A 22,600-nucleotide genomic window follows, 5' to 3' on the forward strand; every position below is an offset into this window, starting at 1 on the left:
CGAGCCGGGCCGAGCCGGGCCGAGCCGGGCCGAGCCGGGCCGAGCCGGGCGAAGAGGGCCGTGATCGCCGCTCCCCCAACCGTCCGTCAGGCGCACAGTCGTCCGTACGGGGCACGGTCATTCCTACAGGGCACGGTCGTTCGTACAGGCCGCCGGTCGTCCGTACGAGGCACAGTCGCCTGTACAGGCCGCCGGTCGTCCGTACGGCGCACAGTCGCCTGTACGGGGCGCAGTCCTTCGTACGGGGCGCCAATCTGCCGATACGAGGCGCGGTCGGGCAGCGGCAGGCACAGGGTGCACGACGAGCAACTGGTCGGCCGGGCCTGGCCATCGTCGTCCAGCTCGGCCGTTCTCTTGGATCGGGCCCACTTCGTCTCTCGCGAGGACTGACGCGTCTGTGGTGAGGGCGGGTGCGTCTTCGGTGGGACACGGTGCGGGTGGGTGTGTCGGGAGGGGCTTGGTGGTGGCGACGGCCGCACGAAGAACGGTCGTCGCCACCACGTTGGTCGGCCCGTCCGCGGCCATGCGCCGCCTCGCGGACCGGGCCGGACGATCTTTGCCCCCTGGCACGGTGTGGTCTGCGTGAGCGTCCCGGCCTTGGCCGGTCGCTATTACCGATCTTCTCACCGTATCGGTAGTGACGTCGCGGGTTCAGAGGGAGCGGTGCCGGATATGTGGGCTGACTTTGCGCAACAAGATGATCGTACGGCGTGCGGGCGGTGAGTGTGGAGTGTGCCGACGGTCAGTTGTGGGCGAACCAGTCCGGATGGCGGCCCAGGTAGGCGAGGAGGTGGTCCTGCGCGGGCGCGTACGCGGGCACACGCACAGGTGGCGCGAACCTGACCGGACGGTCCTCTTCCGTGACGAACAGGTGGGCCAGGTCGAGCAGTTCCTCGGCCATGAGAGGCGGGATCGGGTGGTGTTCGCCGCAGGCTCTGGCCACGTCCCAGCCGTGTACGGCGATCTCGATGGCCCCTGCCACGGCCACCATGGGGGCGGTCAGGTGGCGGTCGCCCACAGAGACGAGGTCGTCCTCGGCGGTCGTGGCGGTGATGGCGGTGGGGGCGACGGTGGCGACCCATCGGCCGAGCACCTCCGTGGCGTCGTCCCTGAGCAGGAGCGCGTCGAACGGACGGGCGGTGGGTGGTGCGCCTTCCTGGGCCGAATGGGGGGTGGTGGCGTCGCGGTCCTGATGGTGGGTGGTGGCTTGGTCGGCCGAACGGGGGGTGGTGACGTGGTGGATCTCATGGCAGGTGGTGACGTGGTCGGCCGAATGAGGGCCGGTGACGTGGTGGATCTCATGGCGGGTAGTGACGTGGTCGGCCGAATGAGGGCCGGTGACGTGGTGGAAGGTGGCGGCCTCGTTCAGGGCGTGGAGGGAGTCGTTCAGGTGCTCCAGCAGCCGCTGCAGGTTCCAGCCCGCGCAGGGGGTCGCCCGGCAGAGTGCGGCGGGTGTCACCACGCGCAGGCTGCCGAGCGTGTAGTCGATCGCCCGTTCCAGCAGCGCCACGCCCGCCATCAGCACCTGTCGTTGCTCGCCCATATCGCCTCCTCGTGGATGGAGACCCACGCCGAGATGAAAAATCATCGCCTCGCGGACGGCATTTCCCGCTGGCACCGGGGTTCGCGACACTGAGGCCGCAACGGCGTCCCCCGACGGCGATCGCGTTTTCCGGGCGTTTCCCAGTCAAGCGTCTGGAACCTCGCGGCCGGATCCGGAGTAAGGGAGGTGAGGGCAAGGAGGTTTCGATGTGGTGGTCCGGGGCGGTGGCCAGGGGTGTGGCGGTGTTCGGGCAGGCGTTCTTGGTGGCACTTGTGGTGACGGTGGCGGGCGGGTGCGCGGGGCCGGGGTCCGGCTCCCCCGGTGCTGCGGTCGGTACGCCGACGAGCCCCGCAAGGACCGGCATGCCGACCAGTTCCTTGGACGTCGGGACACCCACGAGCCCTGCAGGGGCCGGTACGCGGACGAGTTCCTCGGGTGCCGGGGCGGGGGCGGCGACGGGTGTGGGTGGTGGCGAGGGAGCTGCGACAGTGGGTGGTCCGAGTCCTACCGGTACCGGCGTGGGGTGCAACGGCACTCCGGTGTTCCTGGGCAACGGGTTCCCTGAGGTGCGGGGGACGGCTCGGGACGCGGAGTTGTGGGGCCTGTTGTTCGTGGGGAGGCCGCCGCTCGAACGGGGTGACGAGGTCAAGATCGTGTGGCGGATGACCGGGGAAGGGCCGCTACGGATTCGGGCCACGCTGCCCGACGGGACCGCCGCCAAGCTGGTCTGGGGCCCTGAGGAGCACGGCGGGTCGACCTGGCGGCGGCCCGGTCAGGAGTGGGGCACCGGGTTCGTGTTCCCGAAGGGCGGCTGTTGGAAAGTCGAGCTCGTCCGGACTCGGGGCTCAGGCCACGTCTGGCTGCCCGTTCAGTGAGACTCAGATCACGTCCGACTGCCCGTTCAGCGAGGCTCAGACCACGTCCGACTGCCCGTTCAGCGAGGCTCAGACCACGTCCGACTGCCCGTTCAGCGAGGCTCAGGCCACGTCTGGCTGCTCGTCCGGTGAGGCTCTGGCCGCGGGCTGCCCGTTCAGTGACGGCTTCCCCCGGTCGAACGGCCGGACGCGATGCTTTGGAGGGTGTGGTCTATGAAGGATGTGACGTCGTCGAGGACCTCGTCCTTGTTGGTCTCGTTGAAGGCCTCGTGCCTGGCGCCCGCGTAGATGCGTTCGGTCAGGGTGGTTCCCCGGATGGCCTCGATGCCGATGCGGGTGCCGGACAGCGGCACCAACTCGTCGTCGGCGCCGTGCACCCAGAGCGTGGGCAGGGTGCCGAGCGATCCGGTCTTGGTGATCGTGTCCAGGGTCGTCGCGAACGCCTCCAGCGTCGCGCGCCTGAACGGCCCGTGCCACACCAGCGGATCATCCGCGTACGCGGCCCCCACCGAGAGGTCGCGGGAGAGCGTGGCCGGGTCGATCGGCGTGTCGGGCGGCTCAGGGTAGGCCAGCAGCGTGGGTACGATCTCCCACACCCCGATCACCGGCCCGGACAGGACGAGGGCGGCCAACCTCGGGCCGTACCGCTGGGCGTGGCGGGCCGCGATCATGCCGCCCATCGAGTGGCCGATCAGTACGACCGGCGCACCGGGATGCTCGGCCCTCGCGTGCTCCTCGGCGGAGTGCACGTCAGTGACCACGTCCTCGAAGTCCTCGACGAGCACCCTGTCCCCCTCCGACCTGCCGTGGCCCATGTGGTCGACGCCGTAGACGGCGGCGCCGTGACGGACGAGCCGGTCGGCCACGTACTCGTAGCGGCCGATGTGCTCGCCGTAGCCGTGGACCAGGACGGCGAGGTAGCGCGGCCGTTCATGAGGCCATTCGCGAACGGTGTTGAGACCTTTGGTGCCGGTGAAGGTGTGCTCGCGGGATTCGGCCATGCTCTCACTCCTGACTGGTCACTTCCTGGCTGGTCACTTCGGGTTGGATGCTTCTGGCCGGACGCTTCTGGCTGGTCGCTTCTGGACCGGACGCTTCTGGCGGGAAATTGCGGTGAGCGTATGCCGTTCGTTCTTGGTCGTCCACGGAGGTGTGGGGAGGGTGGTGCGATGTCCGAAAACCGCTGACTTTCGAGGGGGCAGCGGTGTTGTAGGGAGTATGGATGTCTACACCACGATCGAAAGTCCGCTGGGTGAGCTGCTGCTCGCCGGGGACGGCACGGCGCTGACGCGCGTGTCGTTCGACGTGACCTCGGCGCGGGCGGGGTGGCGGCCGGAGCCGCTCGCGTTCGCCGAGATGGAGCGGCAGTTCCTGGAGTACTTCGCGGGTGAGCGCACCTCGTTCGAGCTGCCGTTCGCCACGCGCGGCACCGCCTTCCAGGAGCGGGTGTGGGAGGAGGTGGCGAAGGTGCCGTACGGACGCACGATCAGCTACGGCGCGCTCGCCGCGCGGATCGGCGCGCCCGCCGACCGGGTCCGCGCGGTCGGCGCGGCCGTCGGCGCGAACCCGCTGCCCGTCGTCGTGCCCTGCCACCGCGTCGTCGGCGCCGACGGCGGACTGACCGGGTACGCGGGCGGCCTCGAACGCAAGCGCGAACTGCTCACGCTCGAAGGCGTCCTCCAGCCCCGGCTCTGGAGCACGCCATGACGACCGGGCAGCAGACCGCTCTCGAGATGGCGCTACCTGGCCGGACGACGCCGACGCCGGAATCCAGGGACGGAACGCCGACGCCGGAATCCAGGGGTGGAGCGCCGTCGCTGGAGTTCGGCTGGGGAGAGTTGGCGCGGGAGGTCGACGCGTACGGATGTGCGCTGACGCCGCAGGTGCTCACCCCGGAGGAGTGCCGTGAGATCTCCGGTCTGTACGACGAGAGCGGGCTCTTCCGGGCCACCATCGACATGGGGCGCTACCGGTTCGGCGCCGGGCAGTACCGGTATTTCCGAAACCCGCTCCCACCGCTGGTCGAACGGCTGCGGGCGGCGTTCTACCCACGGCTGCTGCCGATCGCGCGGGACTGGGCGGCCCGTCTGGGGCAGCCCGCGCCCTGGCCGGACGAGTTCGGCCAGTGGCTGGACATGTGCCACCGGGCCGGGCAGACCAGGCCGACGCCGATCCTGCTGCGCTACCGGGAGAACGACTGGAACGCCCTGCACCGCGACCTGTACGGCGACCTGATCTTCCCGCTCCAGGTCGTGATCGGCCTCGACCGGCCCGGCGAGGACTACCGCGGCGGCGAGTTCCTGTTGGTGGAGCAGCGGCCCCGGGCCCAGTCGCGGGGCACGGTGACCCTGTTGCCGCAGGGGCACGGGCTCGTCTTCACGACCAGGGACCGGCCGGTGCGGTCGTCCCGGGGCTGGTCGGCCGCGCCGGTGCGGCACGGGGTGAGCACGGTACGCTCCGGGCTGCGGCACACGCTCGGCCTGGTCTTCCACGACGCCAAGTGAGACCGGACGAGCGGGTGAAGGGCCCCGCCGAACGGCCCCGAATCCGGGCAGTCCGCCGTAACGTGATCGATCGGGAAGCGTCATGATTCCACTGCCGCCGAGGGAGATCGCTCCCGGCGCGGTCCACGTGCCGGGGTGGCTCACGCTGGACGAGCAGCGCCGCCTCGTCCAGGCGTGCCGCGAATGGGCGAAGGGCCCCGTGCCGATCCGGCACACCGTGCTGCCGGGAGGCGGCGTCATGTCGGTGCGGACGGTGTGCCTGGGCTGGCACTGGCAGCCGTACCGGTACACCAGGATCGCCCACGACGTGAACGGCCGCCGGGTGGCCGAGTTCCCCGGCTGGCTGGCCGAGCTGGGCCGCCGCGCCCTGGCTGCCGCCTACGGCCAGGACGGAAGCGGCGCCGGGCCCTACGAGCCCGACACCGCGCTGATCAACTTCTACGACGACCGGGCCAGGATGGGCATGCACCAGGACAAGGACGAGCGGTCGGACGCCCCGGTGGTGTCGCTGAGCGTCGGCGACGACTGCCTGTTCAGGTTCGGCAACGCCGAGACACGCGGACGGCCGTACACGGACGTGCGGCTCGCCTCGGGTGACCTGTTCGTGTTCGGCGGGCCGTCGCGCTTCGCCTATCACGGGGTGCCGAAGGTCTATCCGGGCACCGGCGACCCCGCCACCGGGCTGGCCTCCGGCCGCCTCAATCTCACGCTGCGCGTCACTGGCCTGGGTTGACGTAGCCGAACTCGTCGTCGGAGAGCCCGCGCCGCAGCGTACGCAGCACCTTGGCCGGGTCGTCGTCAGGCCCCGGCACGTAGAAGGGCTTGCCGTCGCGGCCGAACGTGACGGCCGACTCTTCCTCCCACTTGCCGAGCACGTCGGCCCCGAGCGCGAAGAGGTCGTGCGGCTCGAAGCCGAGCGTGCGCCCGTGGTCGACCGACCCGAACACCAGGTGCCTGGCCAGCTCGATCGGCGCGTCCTGCCAGCCCGGGTACTCGCCGAAGAAGTATTCGCGGAAGCGAGCCAGCTCGCGGTCGTTGAGCACGTCGGGGCCGATGACGGCCTTGACGCCAATGCAGTAGACGTCGGCCAGGTAGCCACAGACCGTCAGCCGGTCCCAGGAGTGGCGCCGGGCGACGAGCACGCACACCAGGCCACCCACGCCCGAGTCTGGCGCCTCGTCCGCCCAGCCGCGCGCCGGGTCGACGCCGAGCCCCTCGCTCCAGCCGACGTTGATCCAGCATCCGGCCACCTCGGCCTCGCCCGGCCCGGCGGCCTGCGCGGCCTCGGCGTCCTCGCCCGCGATGGCGCGCACCAACGGCGCCACGACCGACGGCGACACCTTGAGCGCGCGGGCGATCTCCTTGGGAGACCTGCCCTGCCGGCGCAACTCGCGTACCTGGTCTTTCAGTTCCATTACGGCAGCCTAGCGGCACGCGGGGCGGTCATCACGCTCATTCCGCGAGGCGTCGGCTCAGCCACGCCAGGGCGAGCGGGTAGCGGTATTCGATGCCGCCGTGACCGGCGTCGAACAGCTCGAAGAAGACCCGCTCGTCCGGTACGCCCGCCGCCTCCAGTGCCCGGCGGAAGGCGACGGCCCCGAAGTCGAGGAAGTACTCGTCGCGGTTGCCGGCGTCCACCCAGATCGCCCGCATCGAACGCAGGGCCTCGGCGTGGCGCGGCTCGCCCGCCATCACGACCGGGTCGCAGGCCTGCCACCGCCGCCACACCTCCGGCACCACGGCTCCCGTGTCGTCGAACGGCAGGCGCACGGTGCCGTCGTCGTCGGCGGAGTAGGCAGCCGCGTAGGCGTACATCTCCAGCAGCTCCAGGTCGCCCTCCTTGGTGCCGGCCAGCCGGCCGCGGAAGTCGGCGAGGAACGTGTCGTACGAGCCGTCGTACATGTCGCGCAGCCTGCGCGCCAGCTCCGGGAACGAGCGCCGCGAGCTGACCTCGAACAACGCGTCACCGGCATGCGTGGCCAGCGCGCCGAACACGTCGGGCGCCAGCATGGCGGTCACCATGGCGCCGTAGCCGCCGCTGGACTTGCCGGTGACGGCCCGGTGGTCGCGGCCGGGCAGCGTACGGTAGCGGGCGTCCACGTACGGGACGATCTCGTCGCGCAGGTACGAGTGGTAGCGGCCGGTGCCGGGCGAGTCGAGGTACTGGCTGCCGCCGAGTGAGGTCCAGGCGTCCACGTACACGACGATGGCGGGCGGCACGACCCCTCCGGCGAACAGCGCGTCGGTCAGCTCCGGGTACGGCTGCCTGAACGGCATCCGGTTGAACCACATGGCGACGTGCCCGGTGTAGCCGAGCAGCACGTAGATCGAGGGGTAGCGGCGTTCGGGCGCGTCGTCGTAGCCCGGCGGCACGTACACGACGAGCGGCCGTTCGTGTGGGTCGCCCAGCGGGTTGCCGCGCAGCAGGGCGCTGTCGACGACGTGGTGGTCGAGGCGTCCGGCCAGTTCGGCGGACCAGGGCAGCATCGGGTCTCCTTCGTGGTGTCTCAGCCATGGCAGGTCAGTCGTGGTGTCTCAACCCAGGGACGCGGTCACCGTGTCGACGCCCGCCTGCCCGACGGAGCGGCCCGACACCAGCACGAGCACGAGGTTGCGCAGGTCGGAGAGGCGTTCGAGGGGGTCGCCCGCGACCGCGATGAGGTCGGCCCGCTTGCCCGCGTCGAGGCTGCCGGCCACCTCCCCCACCCCGCAGGCGTCCGCGGCCAGCACGGTGGCCAGCTCGATGATCTCCGCGTTGCGATAGCCGGCCATCGCGAACACCTCCAGGCCCCCGACGTACCCGTCGGTGGGGTTGCCGATGCCGCCGATCGCGAACCCGGCGTCGGTGCCCGCGATCTGGCGCACCCCCGCCTCCCGCATCGCGGACACGCCGCCCAGCCAGGCTTCGAGCATCGCCTCACCGTGCACCTCGCGGATCCGGTGGAACGCGCCGTGCACGGTGGGGCAGACGTACGTGCCGCTGGCCGCCACCACGTCGATCAGCTCGGGGTCGTAGCGGTGGCCGGACCGGGTGAAGAACGTGCAGTGCTCGATCGTGGTGACGCCGGCCTCGACGGAGCTGCGGATGGCCTCGTGCGCGTGGGCGTGGGCGGCGACGCCCTTGCCGCGCGCGGCGGCCTCCTCGACGACCACGCGGAGCTGCTCGGTGCCGTACTGCGACGTCCAGCTCGGCGGGGCGCCCGGCGTCATCTGGCCGCCGGAGGCCATCACCTTGAGGCAGTCGGCTCCGGCGCGCAGGTTCTCCCTGGCCACGCGGCGGATGGCGGGCTCGTCGTCGGCCTCGCCGCCCATGTACCAGCAGTGGCCGCCGGTGATGGTGATCGGGCGGGTGGCGGCCACGAGGTGCGGGCCGACGGCCAGGCCCTCCTCGATGGCGTCGCGCAGGTCGAGGTCGAGGAACCCGCGCGCGCCGAGGTCGCGGGCGGTGGTGACACCGGCCGAGACGAGCTTGCGGGCGTTCTCGGCCATCCGCAGCAGCAGGTGGTGGTCGCTCTCGGGGCTGCGCCTGGTCACCGGGTCCACCTTGGCGTCGAACCCCAGGTGCACGTGCGCGTCGATCAATCCGGGCAGCACGGTGTGACCGGGCAGCTCGATGACCTCCGCCGCCTCCCCAGCCTCCCCTGCGCTGCCGCGCGGCCCCACGGAGACGATCTTCGGGCCGTCGATGAGGACCTCGCCGTCCGCGATCACCTGTCCGGAACGCCCGGTGAGCACCTTTGTGGCGCGAATGATCCTCATGTGCTCCAGCGTGCCACGCGGCTAAAGGTCGCGAGAAGGGGATCGTAAGCACCTGCGGGCACGGTGGAGACCTCGCAGGCACCCAGCACGGAGGACAGCGACCATGCCCCAGACCGCCGAGTACGAGATCGTCCGCCGCTTCGACGCCCCCCGCGAGCTGGTATGGGCCGCCTGGACCGAGCCCGAGCGGTTCTCCCGCTGGTTCGGGCCCGTGTCGCTGACCGCGCCGCTGGGCCGGATCACCCTGGACACCCGGCCGGGCGGCGTCTGGCGGGCCACGCTGGTGGGCGAGGAGGGGTTCGAGATGACGCTGGACGGGACGTACCGGGAGGTGGCGGCGCCGGAGCGGCTGGTGTTCACGACCGGCGACCCCGACTCGCCCGGCGACGGGCCGGCGTCCGTCGTGACGATCGGGCTGACGGAGGCGTCCGGCGGGACCGAGATGCGCTTCCACCAGTACGGCGTCAACACCGACCAGGAGCATGCCGAGCAGGCCAGGGCGGGCTGGAGCGAGTTCTTCGACCGCCTGGCCGAGTATGTCAGGTCGGCCCACACCGCCCGCTGAGAGAACCGCGGCGCGGTGCCGACGCGGGCCTGCTCAGAGCAGCGCACATGCTCACCGCAACGGACATGCTCAGAGCAGCGGGCATGCTCAGAGCAGGTCGAGGGCGTCGTCGAGCTTGTACGTCGCCCCCTTCGCGTACGCCGCCACGAACGCCTCCTCCCCGAGCGCGTCGCGCACGCGCGCCGTGACCCGCTCGATGTAGGCCAGCTCCGACGGCCGCGTCGGGAGCCGGTGGTGGTGCCTGGCCGCGTCCGCCAGCCCGAGCAGCGTGGCGGCCAGCTCGGTCGGCCCCATGGCGCCGGCGGCGCCCTCCACGGCGCCCACCTTCGTCCAGGGGTCGCCGATCTTCCCAACCACGGCCAGCGCCTCGCTGTGCGACTCCATGGCCGCGGACAGGTCCCCGCGCAGTTCGTGGAGGTGGCCCAGCTCGATGAGCGTGTCCGCCAGGTGCATGGAGGGCTCCGCCTCGGGGTCGCGCGACAGCGGTTCGAGCAGGTTGCGCAGGTGCGTCTCGGCCAGCTCCAGCCGTCCAGAGCGGCGCGCGGCGTAGGCCAGGCCCAGCTCGGCCATGGTCGAGCCCTTCATGTAGCCCTGGTCGTCGGCCAGCTTGAGCGCCCGCCCGCACAGCTCGATGGCCTGGTCGTGGTCGCCGCTCTGCAGGGCGACCCAGCCCAGCCAGGCGATGTGCGTGGAGACCTCGGACCACAGCCCGAGATCCTCGGCCATGCGCAGCCCGTCGCCGAACAGCTTGGCGGCCCGTTCGGTGTCGTTCGTCATCTCCGCACCCGACGCCAGCCACTCCGTGGCCCGCAGCAGGCCCCACCGGTCCCCCAGCTCGGTGAACAGCCGGGCGCTCTCGCCCGCGATCCGTTCGAGCGCCTCGACGTCTCGCAGGGTGAAGGCGTCGCCCGCCTGCCTGGTCAGGGCGGTGGCGATGCCCCACCGGTCACCGAGTTCCCTGAACGTCGCCAGCGCCCGTTCCATCAGCTCCTGGCCGGACATCATGTCCTCGACGTGCAGCCCGGCGAACAGCTCGGCCCTGGCCCGCTCCCCCGGGTCCTGGATCGCCTCCAGCACGGGCCGCCAGTCGGCCTGCTCGCCCTGCATGAGTGCGAACCCGACCTCCCAGCCCGCCGTCCTGGCCAGGAGCCGCACGTCGTCGCCGGCCTCCGCCTCCGCCCGCGTATCCTGCTCGGCCCCCGCCTCGGTGCTTGGTGCCGGGTAGGTGGTCGGTGCCGGGGAGAGTGAGAGCGCGGTCGACAGTGCCCGCCTGCCCTCGGCCAGCCTGCCGCGCAGGAACCAGTACCAGGCCAGCGCGTTCACCAGCCGGGCCGCGCGGCCGGCGTCCCGCCGCGTCACCGCCGTGTCGAGCGCGGCCCGCATGTTGGCGGCCTCGGCGTCCAGGCGCAGCAACCAGTCGCGCTGGTCGTGCCCGTACAGCTCGGGCTCCGCGCGTACGGCCAGCTCCAGGTAGTGGTTGAGGTGCGCGAGGCGTACCCGATCGAGTTCGCCGGCGTCGGACATCCTGGCCAGGCAGTACGCGGACACCGACTCCAGCAGCCGGTAGCGCACCCCGGCGGGGCCGTCCACGACCACCACCAGGGAGCGGTCCACCAGGCGGGCCAGCAGGTCCAGCACGTCGAGCGGGTGGTCGTCACCGGCCACGCAGACGGCCTCGGCGGCCTCCAGCGTGCAGCCGTCGGCGTGCACGGCCAGGCGGCGCAGGACGACGCGCTCGTCCTCGGACAGCAGGTCCCAGCTCCAGGCGATCACGGCGGTGAGCGTCTGCTGGCGAGCCGGCGCGCCCCGCTGCCCGGAGGCCAGCAGCCGGAACCTGTCGTCCAGCCGGGCCACCACGCCCTGCACGCCGAGCGCGCGCACCCGGGTCGCGGCCAGCTCCAGCGCCAGCGGGATGCCGTCGAGGCGCCGGCACAGTTGCGCGATCGCCGACGCGTTCCCCGCGTCCAGCGCGAACCCTCTGGCGGAGGCGGCGGCTCTGGAGACGAACAGCCGTACGGCGTTGGAGCGCGCCATGACGGCCAGATCGGCGCTGGCGGGCACGTCGAGCGGCGGCACGCTCCACAGCACCTCGCCCTCCACGGCCAGCGGCTCCCGGCTCGTGGCCAGGATGCGCAGGTCGGGGCAGGCCCGCAGGAGCGACTCGGCCAGCTCGGCGACCTGCGCGACGACGTGCTCGCAGTTGTCCAGCACCAGCAGGGTCCGCCTGGGCCTGAGCGCGGCGGCCAGGGAGCCCGCGTCCTCCCTGATGTCCAGGGCCGCCATGACGGCCTCCGCCGGTGAGCGTGACCCCTGGTCCAGCGCGACCAGCCAGGCCCCGCCGGCGAAGCTGTCGACCAGCCGGTTCGCCGCCTCCAACGCCAGCCGGGTCTTCCCGACCCCGCCGCTGCCGGTGAGCGTCACCAGCCGCTCGTCCTCCACCAACCCGCACACCTCGGCCAGGGCCTCCTCCCGGCCGACCAGCTTGCTGACGGAGGCGGGCAGGTTCGTCGCGGGACGGTCGGCGGGCAGGCTCAGCGCCGGGTCCTGGCCGAGGATCGCCTGGTGCAGCGAGACGAGTTCAGGCCCAGGGGCGAGGCCCAGCTCGTCGGCCAGCCGCTCGCGCAGCTCGGCATAACCTGCCAGCGCCTCGCTCTGCCGCCCGGCCCGGTAGAGGGCGCGCATGTGGACGGCACGCAGGCGTTCCCTGAGCGGGTGGCGGCGCACCAGGTCACCCAGCTCGCCGACGAGCAGCCCGTGCTCGCCCAGCTCCAGCCGCGCCTGCGCGTGCTGCTCCAGCGCCGACAGCCGCTGCTCCTCCAGGCGGTGGACGGCCGACCTCGTGTACTCCTCGTCGGCGAAGTCCGCGTACGCCGGCCCCCGCCACAGCGCCAGCGCGTCGGCCAGCAGCCCCGCCCTGGTCCTGGGGCTTTCCGTGGTCTCGGCCCGCGCCAGCAACTCGGCGAAGCGTACGGCGTCCACGGCGCCGTCGTCGGCGCGCAGCAGGTAGCCGGGGGCGCGGGACACGACCAGGTTCTTGCCTCCGGCCTCGGCGTCCTCGAACGCCTTGCGGAGCTGCGAGACCCGCACCTGCAGCGCGCCCGCCGGGTTGGCCGGGGGCTCGGCGCCCCACAGGTCGTCGACCAGCCGGTCCACGGACACCGGATGCCCCTCGTGGACGAGCAGGTCCACCAGCAGGGCCCGAACCTTGAGACCGGGGACGGTGACCGCCTCTCCTGCGTCCGTCCACACTGCCAGCGGGCCCAGTACCCCGAATTTCATGCTGGTCACCCTATGCGTGCTTATGGGGCCACGAGAAGCGGCTTCCGCGCAGCCCCGATCGGCGCGAACAGCGGCTTGCGCGCGGGCCCGGTCAGGTGGGCGGCGCCTTCCGCGCGGACCCCCGGTAGAGGTCGGCGTCGTAGCGGCGGTCGTTGTCCGCCAGCTTGGCCCGCGCCGCCGCCACCAGGTCCACGCCGAGGACGTCGGCCAGTCGCACCAGGTAGAGGGTCACGTCGCCCAGCTCGGTGCGCATCCTGGCGAGCGCCTCGGGGTCGGGGTTCGCCGACTCCTCCGCCGTGAGCCACTGGAACTCCGCCACCAGCTCCCCGACCTCGCCCGCCAGCGCCATCGCGAGGTTCTTCGGCGTGTGGAACCCCTCCCACTCCCTGACCCGGGCGAACTCGCGCAGCCGCTCGGCAAGGCACTCCAACTCCGTCGTCACGCCACCCGACCTTACCGACCCGCGCCTCACCCCGGCCGCCCCCACGGCCGCGACCACCGCTGCCGCTCCTGCCGCCTGACCGCGCTACTGCGTGGCGCCCTTCAGCAGTGCGCGCAGACGCTCCACGAGGGCAGGGTCGCCGGAGAAGCTCAACGCCCCGCCGTCACCCCGCCCCCACAGCCACAGCAGCACGTCCTGGGGCCGTCCGAAGACCGACGCCCTCTCCACGTCGCCCTCCCCGACCTCGACCGCCCCGATCTCGGCGGCCTCGACCCCCGACGGGGCCAGACGCACCAGCCAGCGGCGCCCGCCCGCGCCGACCGAGACCGTACGCCCGTCGGCGCCCTTGAGACTCTCGCCCAGCTCCTCCGGCCACCTCATGGAGGTGTAGGCGAGGAAGGTCACGAGGACCTCGTCGATGCCGTCGAGCGCCAGGTCGTCGGGGATCGGCGCGATCGGCTCGCCCGCCGCCAGCTCGGCGTCCACCCGGTGAATGACCGTCTCCTGCGCCATCCGGCGGCCCCAGAAGGCGACCGTCCTGTCGGGGTCGTACCAGGTGATGGTGGGCTCCTCGGGCCCTCGGGAGGTGAGCTGCGCGCGCAGCTCCGACAGGCCGCGGTCGAAGTAGCCCGCGGGGTGGGCCGGCTCGGGCTCGGGCGGCCACGGGTGCGGCCAGGCGCCGCCGCGCATCGCCTCGGCCTTGTGCAGGAACACCTCGCCGACGTGCAGCAGGACATGAGCCGCCGTCCACCCGGGACACGACGGCACCGCCGCGCCGAGGTCGCGCAGGGCGGTCTCACGCAGCCGGGCGCAGTCGCGGTCGAGAAGCTCCAGGTACCGCTGATAGTCCATTCCCGAATTCAAACATACGATCGAGCGAGCCCGCCCATGTGAACCGATCAGCGCAGCCGCGAACGTCTCCCCACGGCGAATGCGCCCGAGCGCCGACGGCCGCGGGCGGTGCAGGGCCCGCGTCCCGGCCCGGCGGAAACGGGGTGACCGATCCCCTTGAACGCTCCAGACGGCGAGCGAGAGCCGCTCCTGCGGCACCGTACGATCGTGCTCGGCCGGACGCTCGTTCACGACAGCGCCGACCGGGTGGTCGCGGACCTGCTCCTGCTGGCGCAGGAAGATCCCCTGACCGACATCGTGCTGTTGATCGACTGCCCGGGCGGCTCGGTCGAGGCCGGGTTCGGCATCGTCGACACCATGGCGTACGTCACCTGCGACGTCGTGACGTACGCGACGGGGACGGCCGCGGGCATGGGTCACGTCATCCTCGCCGCGGGGGCCAAGGGAAAGCGTTACGCGCTGCCGCGGGCCCGCGTCACGATGCGTCGCCCGCAGGACGCGGACGGCCTCGGGAGACACGTGCACGCCCGGGGGGCGCGCTCGGTGCGCAACCGGGTGGCCCAGATCACGGCTCAGCACACCGGACGAGCCATCGAGCAGGTCATGAACGACCTGGACGCGGACCGAGGTGCGGTCGGCCAGGTCCACGTTCCTCGAACTGGCGGGCCTGGTCGACCCCCGCCACAGTTGGGGCGCGATCTCGCCGGCCTCGCCCGCCCGCCCGTCCCGCCGCCAGGAGACCGGACCGTATCTGGACGAACCCCGCCTCCGCCGCCCGGCTCTGCGCCCTGCATCGTGCGCGAATACCTCAACTGCGGCTCGCGCGAACTCGCCCACCTCGGACGGCGATGGGCCATCGGCCGACGCGCCACCCGCCCGGCCCTACGGCTCGTACGGGGCCGTGCTCTCCCGGACGATCAGCTCCGTGGCCAGCTCCACCCGCTTCGTCTCCGGCGCCTCCCCGCGCCCCATGGCCAGCACCGTCCGCGTGGCCAGGTGCGCCATCTCCTGGAGCGGCTGGCGTACGGTCGTGAGCGGGGGCCAGGCCGACTTCGCCAGGGGCAGGTCGTCGAAGCCCACCACGCTCAGGTCCTCGGGCACGCGCAGGCCCCGCCGCCTGGCCGCCTCGAAGACGCCGAACGCCATGAGGTCGCTGCCCGCGAAGATGGCCGTGGGCGGGTCGGCGAGGGAGAGCAGGGCGTGCCCGTGGTCGCGGCCCGAGTCGACGAGGAACGTGCCGCGCCTGATCAGGTCGGGCGCCACCGGGAGGCCGGCGGTCTCCAGGGCCGCGCGATAGCCGTCGATGCGGGCCTGGCTGCACAGCATGTCGGCCGGGCCGCTGATCATGCCGATGCGGCGGTGGCCGAGCTCCAGGAGGTGGCGGGTCGCGGCGAGGCCGCCGTTCCAGTTGGTGGCGCCCACCGAGACGACCCCGGGAGCGGGCTCGCCCTCCGGGTCCACCACGGCGAACGGCAGCGAGCGCGCGCTGAGCTGGGCCTGGATACCGGTGGAGAGACGGGAGGCGACGATCACCACGCCGTCGGTCCTTCTGGCGGCCAGGCGTTCCAGCCAGTCGCGGCCGGGGCCCGCGTGCGTGTGCAGGACCGAGATGACGACGCTGGCCCCGGCCGCGTGGGCCGCGCCCTCCGCGCCGCGGACGATCTCCATGGCCCAGGGCGACTCGATCTCGGCGAACACCAGGTCGACCAGCCCGGCGGGGGTGTCGTCCTGGCTGACGCGGCGCTGGTAGCCGTGCTCCTGCAGCAGGCGTTCCACCCGGTGGCGGGTCGCGGGAGCCACTTCAGGGCGCCCGTTGATGACCTTCGAGACCGTCGGGATGGAGACCCCCGCCTCCTCCGCGATCAGTGCGATCGTGACCCGCCTCTTCGCTGACACAAATCGGCAGTGTATCCGAAAGTTTCGGTTTGGGATCGCCCGGGGCCGAGGTGTTGACGCCTCATAGGGCGTTTCCTACGATCACGGCATCGAAATTATCGGAGGGCAAACGAAATTTTCGACTCACACGCCGAGGCCGTCAGGCTGAGGAAGGAGCCCCTATGAAACGCAGTCTGGTGTCGGCCGCGGCCGTCCTGCTCCTCGCGGGGTGCAGCGGCAGCGGCGGGGAGCCGGCTCCTCAGCAGGGCGCGGGCGGCTCTCCCGCGAAGGTCACGCTGGAGTGGTGGCACCTTTCCACGGCCGAGCCGCTCAAGTCGCTCTGGGCGCGGCGGGCCGAGCAGTTCGAGGCCAAGTACCCGCACGTGACGATCGAGGCGACGGTCCTGGAGAACGAGGCGTACAAGGCCAAGCTCACCACCCTGACGCAGTCCGGCAAGGCGCCCGACGTCTTCGCGTCGTGGGGCGGCGGCGTGCTCCAGCAGCAGATCGACGCGGGGCTGGTCAAGGACATCTCCGGCGACGTCTCCGCCGTGCTGCCGACGTTCACGCCCGCGGCGCTGAGCGCGTACCAGGTGGACGGCAAGACGTACGGGCTGCCGACCGACATCGGCCTCGTGGGTTTCTGGTACAACAAGAAACTTTTCGAGCAGGCGGGCATCACGCAGCCTCCGGCGACCTGGTCGGCGTTCCTCGATGACGTCAAGAAGCTCAAGGCCGCGGGCGTCACCCCGATCGCGCTGGCCGGCAAGGAGAAGTGGCCGGGCCACTACTACTGGGCCTACCTCGCCATGCGCATCGCCGGTCTGGACGCGCTCAAGCAGGCCGCCGTCGACCACGACTTCACCAAGCCCGACTTCGTCGCCGCCGGGCAGCAGGTGAAGGCGCTGGCCGACCTGCAGCCGTTCCAGAAGGGCTTCCTGGGCGCGGCCTACTCCACCCCCGACGGCCAGTCCGCCACCGTGAGCAACGGCAAGGCGGCCATGGAGCTGATGGGGCAGTGGGCACCCAGCGTGCAGACCTCCTCGGGCAAGGGTCTCGGCGAGGACCTCGGCTTCTTCCCGTTCCCGGCCGTCGAGGGCGGCAAGGGCCAGGCCGGTGACGCGTTCGGGGGCGGCGGCGGGCTCACCGTGGGCGCGGACGCGCCGAAGGAGGCCGTGGACTTCGTCACGTTCATGACCGAGATGGGCAACCACTCCGAGGCCGTCGGGTCCGGCGGCGTGCTGCCGGTGCTCAAGGGCGAGGAGAGCGCGGTCAAGGACCCCAACCTCAAGCAGGTGGCGACGCTGCTGGCCAGTGCCGTCGGCTACCAGCTCTACCTGGACCAGGCATATCCACCGGCCGTCGGCCAGCAGGTCAACGACAGCGTGGCCGAGCTGATCGCCGGGACGAAGACGCCGGAAGAGGTCGGCGCGGACATCACAGAAGTGGCCAAGAGCGAAGGATGACGACACTCACGACTGGGCCGGAGGCGGTCAGGCTTCCGGCCCCGGCCCCTGCCGGCGGGCGCCGGGGCCGCTGGGTGAGCATCGCGCTGTTCCTGCTGCCCGCGCTGGCGCTGTTCCTGCTGCTGGTCGTGGCCCCCATGCTGGTGGCCCTGTACTCCAGCGTCTTCAGGTGGAACGGCTTCGGCGGCCTGCCGACCGACTTCATCGGCCTGGACAACTTCACCCGGCTGTTCACCAGCGAGATCTTCGCCAGGGACCTGTGGCACCTGCTGGTCCTGGTCGTGTTGTCGGTCGGCGTGCAGTTGCCGTTCTCGCTGGCCATCGCCATGCTGCTGAACCAGCGCCTGCGCGGGCGGGCGCTCTACCGGGTGGTGTTCTTCGCGCCGTACGTGCTCAGCGAGGTCATCACGGGCGTGCTGTTCTCGCTGATCCTCTCGCCCGACTCGGGCATGGCGAACCAGGTCCTGTCGGTGTTCGGGCTGGAGTCGGAGTGGCTGGCCAACCCTGACACCGTGATGCCGTCGCTCTTCCTGGTCATGACCTGGAAGTACTTCGGCTTCCACATGATGATCTATCTCGCCGGACGGCAGAGCATCCCGAACGAACTGGTCGAGGCCGCCCAGATCGACGGGGCCACGGCCTGGAAGACGTTCAGGTACGTGACGCTGCCGCTGCTCGGCCCCACGATCCGGATCAGCGTCTTCCTGTCCGTCATCTACACCATCCAGTTGTTCGACCTGGTCTGGATCCTCACCGGCGGCGGCCCCTCCCACGCCTCGGAGACGATGGCCGTCACCATGATGGACTGGGGCTTCAAGCGTTCCCAGGTCGGCTACGCCAGCGCGATCAGCGTGGTGATGTTCGCGCTCAGCCTCGTCTTCGCCCTCGTCTACCAGCGGTTCGTGCTGCGCCGCGACCTGGAGGGCGCGATGACCTCCCAAGGGGGCCGGTGATGAACCACGGGAAGAGGCGGCGGCGCACGACGCTGCCGCTGCACGCGATCGCGCTGGTCGTGGGCGTCTTCATGATCATGCCGGTGTTCTACGCGCTGCTCGGCGGCTTCAAGGAGAACAGCGAGCTGTCCGCCAACCCGTTCGGACTGCCCGAGACGTGGGTGATCGCGAACTACACGGACGTGCTGGGCTCCGGCTCGTTCTGGCGGCAGATGTGGAACAGCATGTTCATCGCGGTGATCACGACCGTGGTGACGGTGGCGCTGTCGGCGCTGGCGGCGTTCGTCTTCGCCAGGTTCGCCTTCCGCGGCAGGGAGCTGTATTTCACGTTGTTCACGGCGGGGCTGATGTTCCCGTTCGCGGTGGCGATCCTGCCCATCTTCGTGTTGCTGCGCACGCTCGGCCTGTTGGACAACCCGCTCGGCGTCATCCTCACGCAGGCCGCCTTCGGCCTGCCGCTGACGATCATCATCCTGCGCGGCTTCTTCCGCGGCATCCCGGGCGAGATCGAGGAGGCGGCCACGATCGACGGGTGCACGCCGTTCGGGTTCTTCTGGCGGATCCTGCTGCCGATGGCCAGGCCCGCCATCGCGACCGTCTCGGTGCTGGCCATCGTGGGGAGCTGGAACAACTTCATGCTGCCCCTGGTGGTGTTCAGCGAGGAGGCGAGCTGGACGCTGCCGCTGGGCATCCAGCAGTTCCAGGGCCAGTACGCCTCCGACACCGCCCGCATCCTGGCCTACCTCGTCCTGGCCATGGTGCCCGCGCTCGGGTTCTACGCCGTCGCGGAACGTCACCTGGTCGGTGGTCTCACCGCCGGTGCGACGAAGGGGTGACCTCATGCCGCACGCTCGGCGACGACCGGGCCGAGCTGGTCTTCGACCGGCTGCTGACCTCGTTCTTCACCGAGCGGGACGCCGCCCTGCCGGCCGGGCTGGGCATGAACTGCGTACGCATCCCGGTCGACTACCTGCGTACGCCGCGAACCCCTGCTCGACCTGCTGGCCGACAACCTGCGGGGGTGACCTGTCGCCGTGATGCTTGCGTAGGTATGCTTCGCCTGTCCTAATTTAGGTAAGCCTTTCCTCAGCAAGCGGGTGTTGAGCGACGATGTTCGCCAGCTATCTCATCGGACTTCGCGAGGGGCTCGAGGCGACGCTCGTCGTCTCGGTCCTCATCGCCTTTCTCGTCAAGAGCGAACGCCGGGACAAGCTGCCCCACGTCTGGACCGGGGTCGGCGCGGCGGTCGCGCTGTCGGTCGGGTTCGGGGCCCTGCTGACGTTCACCGCGGCCCGGCTCGACTTCACCGGGCAGGAGCTGTTCGAGGCGATCACCTCGCTGCTCGCGGTCGTGTTCGTCACCTGGATGATCTTCTGGATGCGCCGGGCCGCCCGCGCGCTCTCCAAGGACCTGCGCGGCAGGCTCTCCGAGGCCCTGGAGCTGGGCTCGGCCGCGGTGGTCGTGATGGCGTTCCTGGCCGTGGCCCGCGAAGGGCTGGAGACCGCGCTGCTGTTCTTCGCCTCCGTGCAGGGCGCCGTCGCCACGGCGGAGCCGCTCATCGGCATCTGCCTGGGGCTGCTCACGGCCGTGCTGATCGGCTGGGGGATCTACCGCAGCGCCGTGCGGATCAACCTGACGCGGTTCTTCACCTGGACCGGGGTGCTGCTGATCCTCGTGGCCGCCGGGATACTCAAGTACGCCGTCCACGACTTCCAGGAGGCCGGCGTGCTGCCCGGCCTCAACACCCTCGCCTTCGACCTCAGCGCCGTCGTGCCCCCCGAGTCCTGGTACGGCACCCTGCTGGCCGGGCTGCTCAACCTCACCCCGCAGCCCAGCGTGGCCGAGATGGTGGCCTGGGCCGCCTACCTCGTGCCCGTACTCCTCCTCTTCCTGCGCCCGCGGCGGCCCAAGCCCGCCGCGGCGCCCGCGTCCTCCGCGGCCTGAACCGGGAGCCATCATGCGCACCGTTTTCCGCCTGTCCACCGGCGTGCCGGTCGTCCTGACGGCGCTGGCGGCGCTGGCCGCCTGCGGGTCGGACACCGCCCCGGCCACCTCCGGCTCCACCGCGCCCGGCAAGGTCGCGGTGGCCGCGACCGACACCGAGTGCAAGGTCGCCGTCACCCAGGTCACCGCGGGCACCACCACCTTCGCCATCACGAACGGCGGCTCCAAGGTCACCGAGTTCTACGTGTACGCGCCGGGCGACCGCGTCATGGCCGAAGTCGAGAACATCGTGCCCGGCCTGACCAGGGAGCTCATCGCCGAACTGCCCGCCGGCGCGTACGAGACCGCGTGCAAGCCCGGCATGGTCGGCAAGGGCATCCGCAACGCGCTCAAGGTGACCGGCGAGCACAAGCCGCTCAACGCCGACGCCCGGCTCGCCGAGGCCACCCGCAGCTACGCGCGCTACGTCAAGTCGCAGACCGACACGCTGCTCGTCAAGACCCAGGAGTTCGTGGACGCGGTCAAGGCGGGCGACCTCGACAAGGGCAAGCGGCTCTACCCGGTGTCGCGTACGTACTGGGAGCGCATCGAGCCGGTCGCGGAGATCTTCGGCGACCTCGACCCGGCCATCGACGGACGCGAGGCCGACCTGGCCGACGGCGAGGAGTGGACCGGTTTCCACCGGATCGAGAAGGACCTGTGGATCCACCGGGACCTCAGCAAGACCGGCCCCGTCGCCGACAAGCTGATCGCCGACGTCAGGACCATCGTGGCCAAGGCCAACGCCACCGAGCTGACCCCGCTGAACCTGGCCAACGGCGCCAAGGAACTGCTCGACGAGGTGGCCACCGGGAAGATCACCGGCGAGGAGGACATCTGGTCGCACACCGACCTGTGGGACTTCGACGCCAACCTCCAGGGGTCCAAGGCCGCGGTCCAGGCGCTCAGGCCGGTGCTGGAGGAACGCTCTCCCGACCTGGTCAAGACGCTGGACGAGAAGTTCGCGGCGGCCGAGTCGGCGCTCGCGGCGCACCAGAAGGGCGACGGCTGGCGGCTGCACAACGAGCTGTCCAAGGCCGAGCTGAGGACGTTGTCCGACGCGATCAACGCGCTGGCCGAGCCGATCAGCGAGATCGCCCCGATCGTGGCGAAGTAGCGGGGAGGCGGGCGCGATGGCGACCGAGCAGGAACCGCCGCCCTCCGGGCGGGTGAGCAGGAGGAAGCTGCTGGGCCTCGGCGCGGCGGGGGCCGCCGTGCTGGGCGCGGGGGCGGTGGCGGCCCGGCCCCTGATGAACGAGCCGCCGCCCGGTGCGGTGGCGCCGGCGAACGAACCGCCTGGGGTCGGCGCGGCGGCGTCGGCGGCGAACGAGCCGCAGGGAGCCCATGCCGCCCCGTACCCCTTCTACGGCGAGCACCAGGCCGGCATCGTCACCCCCGCCCAGGACCGGCTGCACTTCGTGGCCTTCGACGTCACCACGGGCGAGCGGGCCGAGCTGGTGGAGCTGCTCCAGGAGTGGACGGCCGCGGCGGCGCGGCTGACGCAGGGCAGGGAGGCGGGCTCGTTCGGGGCGGTGGGCGGCGCTCCCGAGGCCGCGCCCGACGACACGGGCGAGGCGCTCGGGCTGCCGGCCTCGGGCCTGACGCTGACGGTCGGGTTCGGGACGTCGTTGTTCGACGGACGGTTCGGGCTGTCGGGCAAGCGCCCGGCCGCGATGTCCGATCTACCGAAATTTCCGGGAGAGCAGCTCATTCCGGAAATTTCCGGAGGCGACCTCTGCGTGCAGGCGTGCGCCCACGATCCCCAGGTTGCCGTGCACGCCATCCGCAACCTGGCCAGGATCGGCTTCGGCAAGGTCTCCGTACGGTGGTCGCAGCTCGGCTTCGGCCGTACGTCCTCCACCTCCCGCGCCCAGGCCACCCCGCGCAACCTCATGGGCTTCAAGGACGGCACCAACAACCTCAAGCTCGAAGACGCCGACCTGCTGCGCGAGCAGCTCTGGGCCGGTGCCGGGGACGGCAGCCCGTGGATGACCGGCGGCAGCTACCTGGTCACCAGGAAGATCCGCATGACGATCGAGACCTGGGACCGTACGTCGCTGGCCGAGCAGGAGCAGATCTTCGGCCGGGACAAGGGCGTGGGAGCGCCGCTGGGCAGGAAGGCCGAGTTCGACCCGCTGGACTTCGCGGCCAAGGGACCGGACGGGGAGCCGTACATCAGGGCCGACGCCCACGTACGCCTCGCGCACCCGACCTCCCACGGCAACGCCCACCTGCTGCGCCGCGGCTACAACTTCGTGGACGGCTCCGACGGGCTCGGCCGCCTGGACGCGGGGCTGTTCTTCATCGCCTACCAGCGGGATCCACGTAGGCAGTTCGTACCGGTGCAGATGAGCCTGGCGCGCAAGGACCCGCTCAACGAGTACATCAAACACGTCTCCAGCGGGTTGTTCGCCTGCCCACCCGGCGTACGGGACGCCGGAGACTACTGGGGCCGCACCCTTTTCGAGGGTTAATCCGGAAATGTCAGACCAGCCTCCCCCGTA

The 22,600-nt window shown here is 71.4% G+C and carries 21 protein-coding genes and 1 pseudogene; 13 read left to right on the plus strand and 9 right to left on the minus strand.

Going from position 1 to position 22,600, the window contains the following annotated elements; all coding sequences use genetic code 11:
• Positions 1-742 precede the first annotated feature (742 nt).
• Complete coding sequence (locus tag ABD844_RS20525) at positions 743-1,543, minus strand: maleylpyruvate isomerase N-terminal domain-containing protein (RefSeq protein WP_344879967.1); 801 nt, start codon at positions 1,541-1,543, stop codon at positions 743-745.
• Positions 1,544-2,061: 518 nt separating this feature from the next.
• On the opposite strand from ABD844_RS20525, the gene ABD844_RS20530 reads away from it, so the two are divergent.
• On the plus strand, positions 2,062-2,418 hold the full coding sequence (locus ABD844_RS20530) for a hypothetical protein (RefSeq protein ID WP_344879970.1): 357 nt from the start codon (positions 2,062-2,064) through the stop codon (positions 2,416-2,418).
• 155 nt (positions 2,419-2,573) lie between these two features.
• On the opposite strand, the gene ABD844_RS20535 is transcribed toward ABD844_RS20530, so the two are convergent.
• Positions 2,574-3,419 (minus strand): alpha/beta hydrolase, encoded by an 846-nt coding sequence (locus tag ABD844_RS20535; RefSeq protein WP_344879973.1) that lies wholly within the window; start codon positions 3,417-3,419, stop codon positions 2,574-2,576.
• A 217-nt stretch (positions 3,420-3,636) separates the two neighbouring features.
• Between ABD844_RS20535 and ABD844_RS20540 the strand changes: the two genes are divergently transcribed.
• From ABD844_RS20540 to ABD844_RS20550, 3 genes are all read left to right on the plus strand, one after another.
• Positions 3,637-4,125 carry a methylated-DNA--[protein]-cysteine S-methyltransferase gene (locus ABD844_RS20540; RefSeq protein ID WP_344879976.1) on the plus strand — a complete coding sequence of 163 codons (489 nt, stop codon included), beginning with the start codon at positions 3,637-3,639 and terminating at the stop codon, positions 4,123-4,125.
• Positions 4,122-4,922 (plus strand): 2OG-Fe(II) oxygenase, encoded by an 801-nt coding sequence (locus ABD844_RS20545; protein WP_344879979.1) that lies wholly within the window; start codon positions 4,122-4,124, stop codon positions 4,920-4,922. The genes ABD844_RS20540 and ABD844_RS20545 overlap by 4 nt, the downstream gene beginning before the upstream one ends.
• 82 nt (positions 4,923-5,004) lie before the next feature.
• Positions 5,005-5,655 carry an alpha-ketoglutarate-dependent dioxygenase AlkB family protein gene (locus ABD844_RS20550; RefSeq protein ID WP_344879982.1) on the plus strand — a complete coding sequence of 217 codons (651 nt, stop codon included), beginning with the start codon at positions 5,005-5,007 and terminating at the stop codon, positions 5,653-5,655.
• Here the strand turns inward: ABD844_RS20550 and ABD844_RS20555 are convergent.
• The 3 genes from ABD844_RS20555 to ABD844_RS20565 are packed head-to-tail and all read right to left on the minus strand — an operon-like array spanning position 5,639 to position 8,681.
• Complete coding sequence (locus ABD844_RS20555; RefSeq protein ID WP_344879985.1) at positions 5,639-6,337, minus strand: helix-turn-helix domain-containing protein; 699 nt, start codon at positions 6,335-6,337, stop codon at positions 5,639-5,641. The two genes, ABD844_RS20550 and ABD844_RS20555, sit on opposite strands and share 17 nt — an antisense overlap.
• A 37-nt stretch (positions 6,338-6,374) precedes the next feature.
• Positions 6,375-7,409, minus strand: coding sequence for an alpha/beta hydrolase (locus ABD844_RS20560; protein WP_344879988.1), 1,035 nt, complete (start codon positions 7,407-7,409; stop codon positions 6,375-6,377).
• 48 nt (positions 7,410-7,457) lie between these two features.
• On the minus strand, positions 7,458-8,681 hold the full coding sequence (locus ABD844_RS20565; protein WP_344879992.1) for an amidohydrolase family protein: 1,224 nt from the start codon (positions 8,679-8,681) through the stop codon (positions 7,458-7,460).
• Between the two features lie 103 nt (positions 8,682-8,784).
• Between ABD844_RS20565 and ABD844_RS20570 the strand changes: the two genes are divergently transcribed.
• Positions 8,785-9,246, plus strand: a complete 462-nt coding sequence (locus ABD844_RS20570) for an SRPBCC family protein (protein ID WP_344879995.1) — start codon at positions 8,785-8,787, stop codon at positions 9,244-9,246.
• Positions 9,247-9,333: 87 nt separating this feature from the next.
• Here ABD844_RS20570 and ABD844_RS20575 read toward each other — a convergent pair whose 3' ends face one another.
• The 3 genes from ABD844_RS20575 to ABD844_RS20585 all read right to left on the minus strand — a co-directional run bounded on the left by ABD844_RS20575 (position 9,334) and on the right by ABD844_RS20585 (position 13,819).
• Positions 9,334-12,525 (minus strand): AfsR/SARP family transcriptional regulator, encoded by a 3,192-nt coding sequence (locus tag ABD844_RS20575; protein WP_344879998.1) that lies wholly within the window; start codon positions 12,523-12,525, stop codon positions 9,334-9,336.
• 91 nt (positions 12,526-12,616) lie between these two features.
• Positions 12,617-12,967: a nucleotide pyrophosphohydrolase gene (locus ABD844_RS20580; RefSeq protein WP_344880000.1), complete on the minus strand. Its 351-nt coding sequence runs from the start codon at positions 12,965-12,967 to the stop codon at positions 12,617-12,619.
• A gap of 84 nt (positions 12,968-13,051) precedes the next feature.
• A complete protein-coding gene (locus tag ABD844_RS20585; RefSeq protein WP_344880003.1) occupies positions 13,052-13,819 on the minus strand; it encodes a maleylpyruvate isomerase N-terminal domain-containing protein in 768 nt (255 codons plus the stop codon).
• 207 nt (positions 13,820-14,026) lie between these two features.
• Between ABD844_RS20585 and ABD844_RS53220 the strand changes: the two are divergent.
• Positions 14,027-14,386, plus strand: a pseudogene (locus tag ABD844_RS53220) (ClpP family protease); the annotation flags it as partial.
• Between the two features lie 315 nt (positions 14,387-14,701).
• Here ABD844_RS53220 and ABD844_RS20595 read toward each other — a convergent pair.
• Positions 14,702-15,715, minus strand: a complete 1,014-nt coding sequence (locus ABD844_RS20595) for a LacI family DNA-binding transcriptional regulator (protein ID WP_344880009.1) — start codon at positions 15,713-15,715, stop codon at positions 14,702-14,704.
• A 161-nt stretch (positions 15,716-15,876) separates the two neighbouring features.
• Between ABD844_RS20595 and ABD844_RS20600 the strand changes: the two genes are divergently transcribed.
• The 7 genes from ABD844_RS20600 to efeB are packed head-to-tail and all read left to right on the plus strand — an operon-like array spanning position 15,877 to position 22,570.
• Complete coding sequence (locus ABD844_RS20600) at positions 15,877-17,160, plus strand: extracellular solute-binding protein (RefSeq protein WP_344880012.1); 1,284 nt, start codon at positions 15,877-15,879, stop codon at positions 17,158-17,160.
• Complete coding sequence (locus ABD844_RS20605) at positions 17,157-18,113, plus strand: carbohydrate ABC transporter permease (protein ID WP_344880015.1); 957 nt, start codon at positions 17,157-17,159, stop codon at positions 18,111-18,113. The genes ABD844_RS20600 and ABD844_RS20605 overlap by 4 nt, the downstream gene beginning before the upstream one ends.
• Complete coding sequence (locus ABD844_RS20610; protein ID WP_344880019.1) at positions 18,113-18,949, plus strand: carbohydrate ABC transporter permease; 837 nt, start codon at positions 18,113-18,115, stop codon at positions 18,947-18,949. The genes ABD844_RS20605 and ABD844_RS20610 overlap by 1 nt, the downstream gene beginning before the upstream one ends.
• Positions 18,946-19,182, plus strand: a complete 237-nt coding sequence (locus ABD844_RS20615) for a hypothetical protein (protein WP_344880022.1) — start codon at positions 18,946-18,948, stop codon at positions 19,180-19,182. The genes ABD844_RS20610 and ABD844_RS20615 overlap by 4 nt, the downstream gene beginning before the upstream one ends.
• 41 nt (positions 19,183-19,223) lie before the next feature.
• Positions 19,224-20,057: an iron uptake transporter permease EfeU gene (gene efeU, locus ABD844_RS20620; RefSeq protein ID WP_344880025.1), complete on the plus strand. Its 834-nt coding sequence runs from the start codon at positions 19,224-19,226 to the stop codon at positions 20,055-20,057.
• A 13-nt stretch (positions 20,058-20,070) separates the two neighbouring features.
• On the plus strand, positions 20,071-21,213 hold the full coding sequence (efeO, locus tag ABD844_RS20625; RefSeq protein ID WP_344880028.1) for an iron uptake system protein EfeO: 1,143 nt from the start codon (positions 20,071-20,073) through the stop codon (positions 21,211-21,213).
• A 16-nt stretch (positions 21,214-21,229) separates the two neighbouring features.
• Positions 21,230-22,570, plus strand: a complete 1,341-nt coding sequence (gene efeB / locus ABD844_RS20630; RefSeq protein WP_344880031.1) for an iron uptake transporter deferrochelatase/peroxidase subunit — start codon at positions 21,230-21,232, stop codon at positions 22,568-22,570.
• Positions 22,571-22,600: the final 30 nt, after the last annotated feature.

The sequence above is a fragment of the Nonomuraea antimicrobica genome (genome assembly GCF_039536965.1).
Lineage (GTDB): Bacteria > Actinomycetota > Actinomycetes > Streptosporangiales > Streptosporangiaceae > Nonomuraea > Nonomuraea antimicrobica.

Bases quoted from the DNA above. Each gene is read 5' to 3' on its own strand.
- ABD844_RS20525 (WP_344879967.1), bottom strand. From the start codon at position 1,543: ATGGGCGAGCAACGACAGGTGCTGATGGCGGGCGTGGCGCTGCTGGAA.
- ABD844_RS20535 (WP_344879973.1), bottom strand. From the start codon at position 3,419: ATGGCCGAATCCCGCGAGCACACCTTCACCGGCACCAAAGGTCTCAAC.
- ABD844_RS20540 (WP_344879976.1), top strand. From the start codon at position 3,637: ATGGATGTCTACACCACGATCGAAAGTCCGCTGGGTGAGCTGCTGCTC.
- ABD844_RS20545 (WP_344879979.1), top strand. From the start codon at position 4,122: ATGACGACCGGGCAGCAGACCGCTCTCGAGATGGCGCTACCTGGCCGG.
- ABD844_RS20550 (WP_344879982.1), top strand. From the start codon at position 5,005: ATGATTCCACTGCCGCCGAGGGAGATCGCTCCCGGCGCGGTCCACGTG.
- ABD844_RS20555 (WP_344879985.1), bottom strand. From the start codon at position 6,337: ATGGAACTGAAAGACCAGGTACGCGAGTTGCGCCGGCAGGGCAGGTCT.
- ABD844_RS20560 (WP_344879988.1), bottom strand. From the start codon at position 7,409: ATGCTGCCCTGGTCCGCCGAACTGGCCGGACGCCTCGACCACCACGTC.
- ABD844_RS20565 (WP_344879992.1), bottom strand. From the start codon at position 8,681: ATGAGGATCATTCGCGCCACAAAGGTGCTCACCGGGCGTTCCGGACAG.
- ABD844_RS20570 (WP_344879995.1), top strand. From the start codon at position 8,785: ATGCCCCAGACCGCCGAGTACGAGATCGTCCGCCGCTTCGACGCCCCC.
- ABD844_RS20575 (WP_344879998.1), bottom strand. From the start codon at position 12,525: ATGAAATTCGGGGTACTGGGCCCGCTGGCAGTGTGGACGGACGCAGGA.
- ABD844_RS20585 (WP_344880003.1), bottom strand. From the start codon at position 13,819: ATGGACTATCAGCGGTACCTGGAGCTTCTCGACCGCGACTGCGCCCGG.
- ABD844_RS20600 (WP_344880012.1), top strand. From the start codon at position 15,877: ATGAAACGCAGTCTGGTGTCGGCCGCGGCCGTCCTGCTCCTCGCGGGG.
- ABD844_RS20605 (WP_344880015.1), top strand. From the start codon at position 17,157: ATGACGACACTCACGACTGGGCCGGAGGCGGTCAGGCTTCCGGCCCCG.
- ABD844_RS20610 (WP_344880019.1), top strand. From the start codon at position 18,113: ATGAACCACGGGAAGAGGCGGCGGCGCACGACGCTGCCGCTGCACGCG.
- efeU (WP_344880025.1), top strand. From the start codon at position 19,224: ATGTTCGCCAGCTATCTCATCGGACTTCGCGAGGGGCTCGAGGCGACG.
- efeO (WP_344880028.1), top strand. From the start codon at position 20,071: ATGCGCACCGTTTTCCGCCTGTCCACCGGCGTGCCGGTCGTCCTGACG.
- efeB (WP_344880031.1), top strand. From the start codon at position 21,230: ATGGCGACCGAGCAGGAACCGCCGCCCTCCGGGCGGGTGAGCAGGAGG.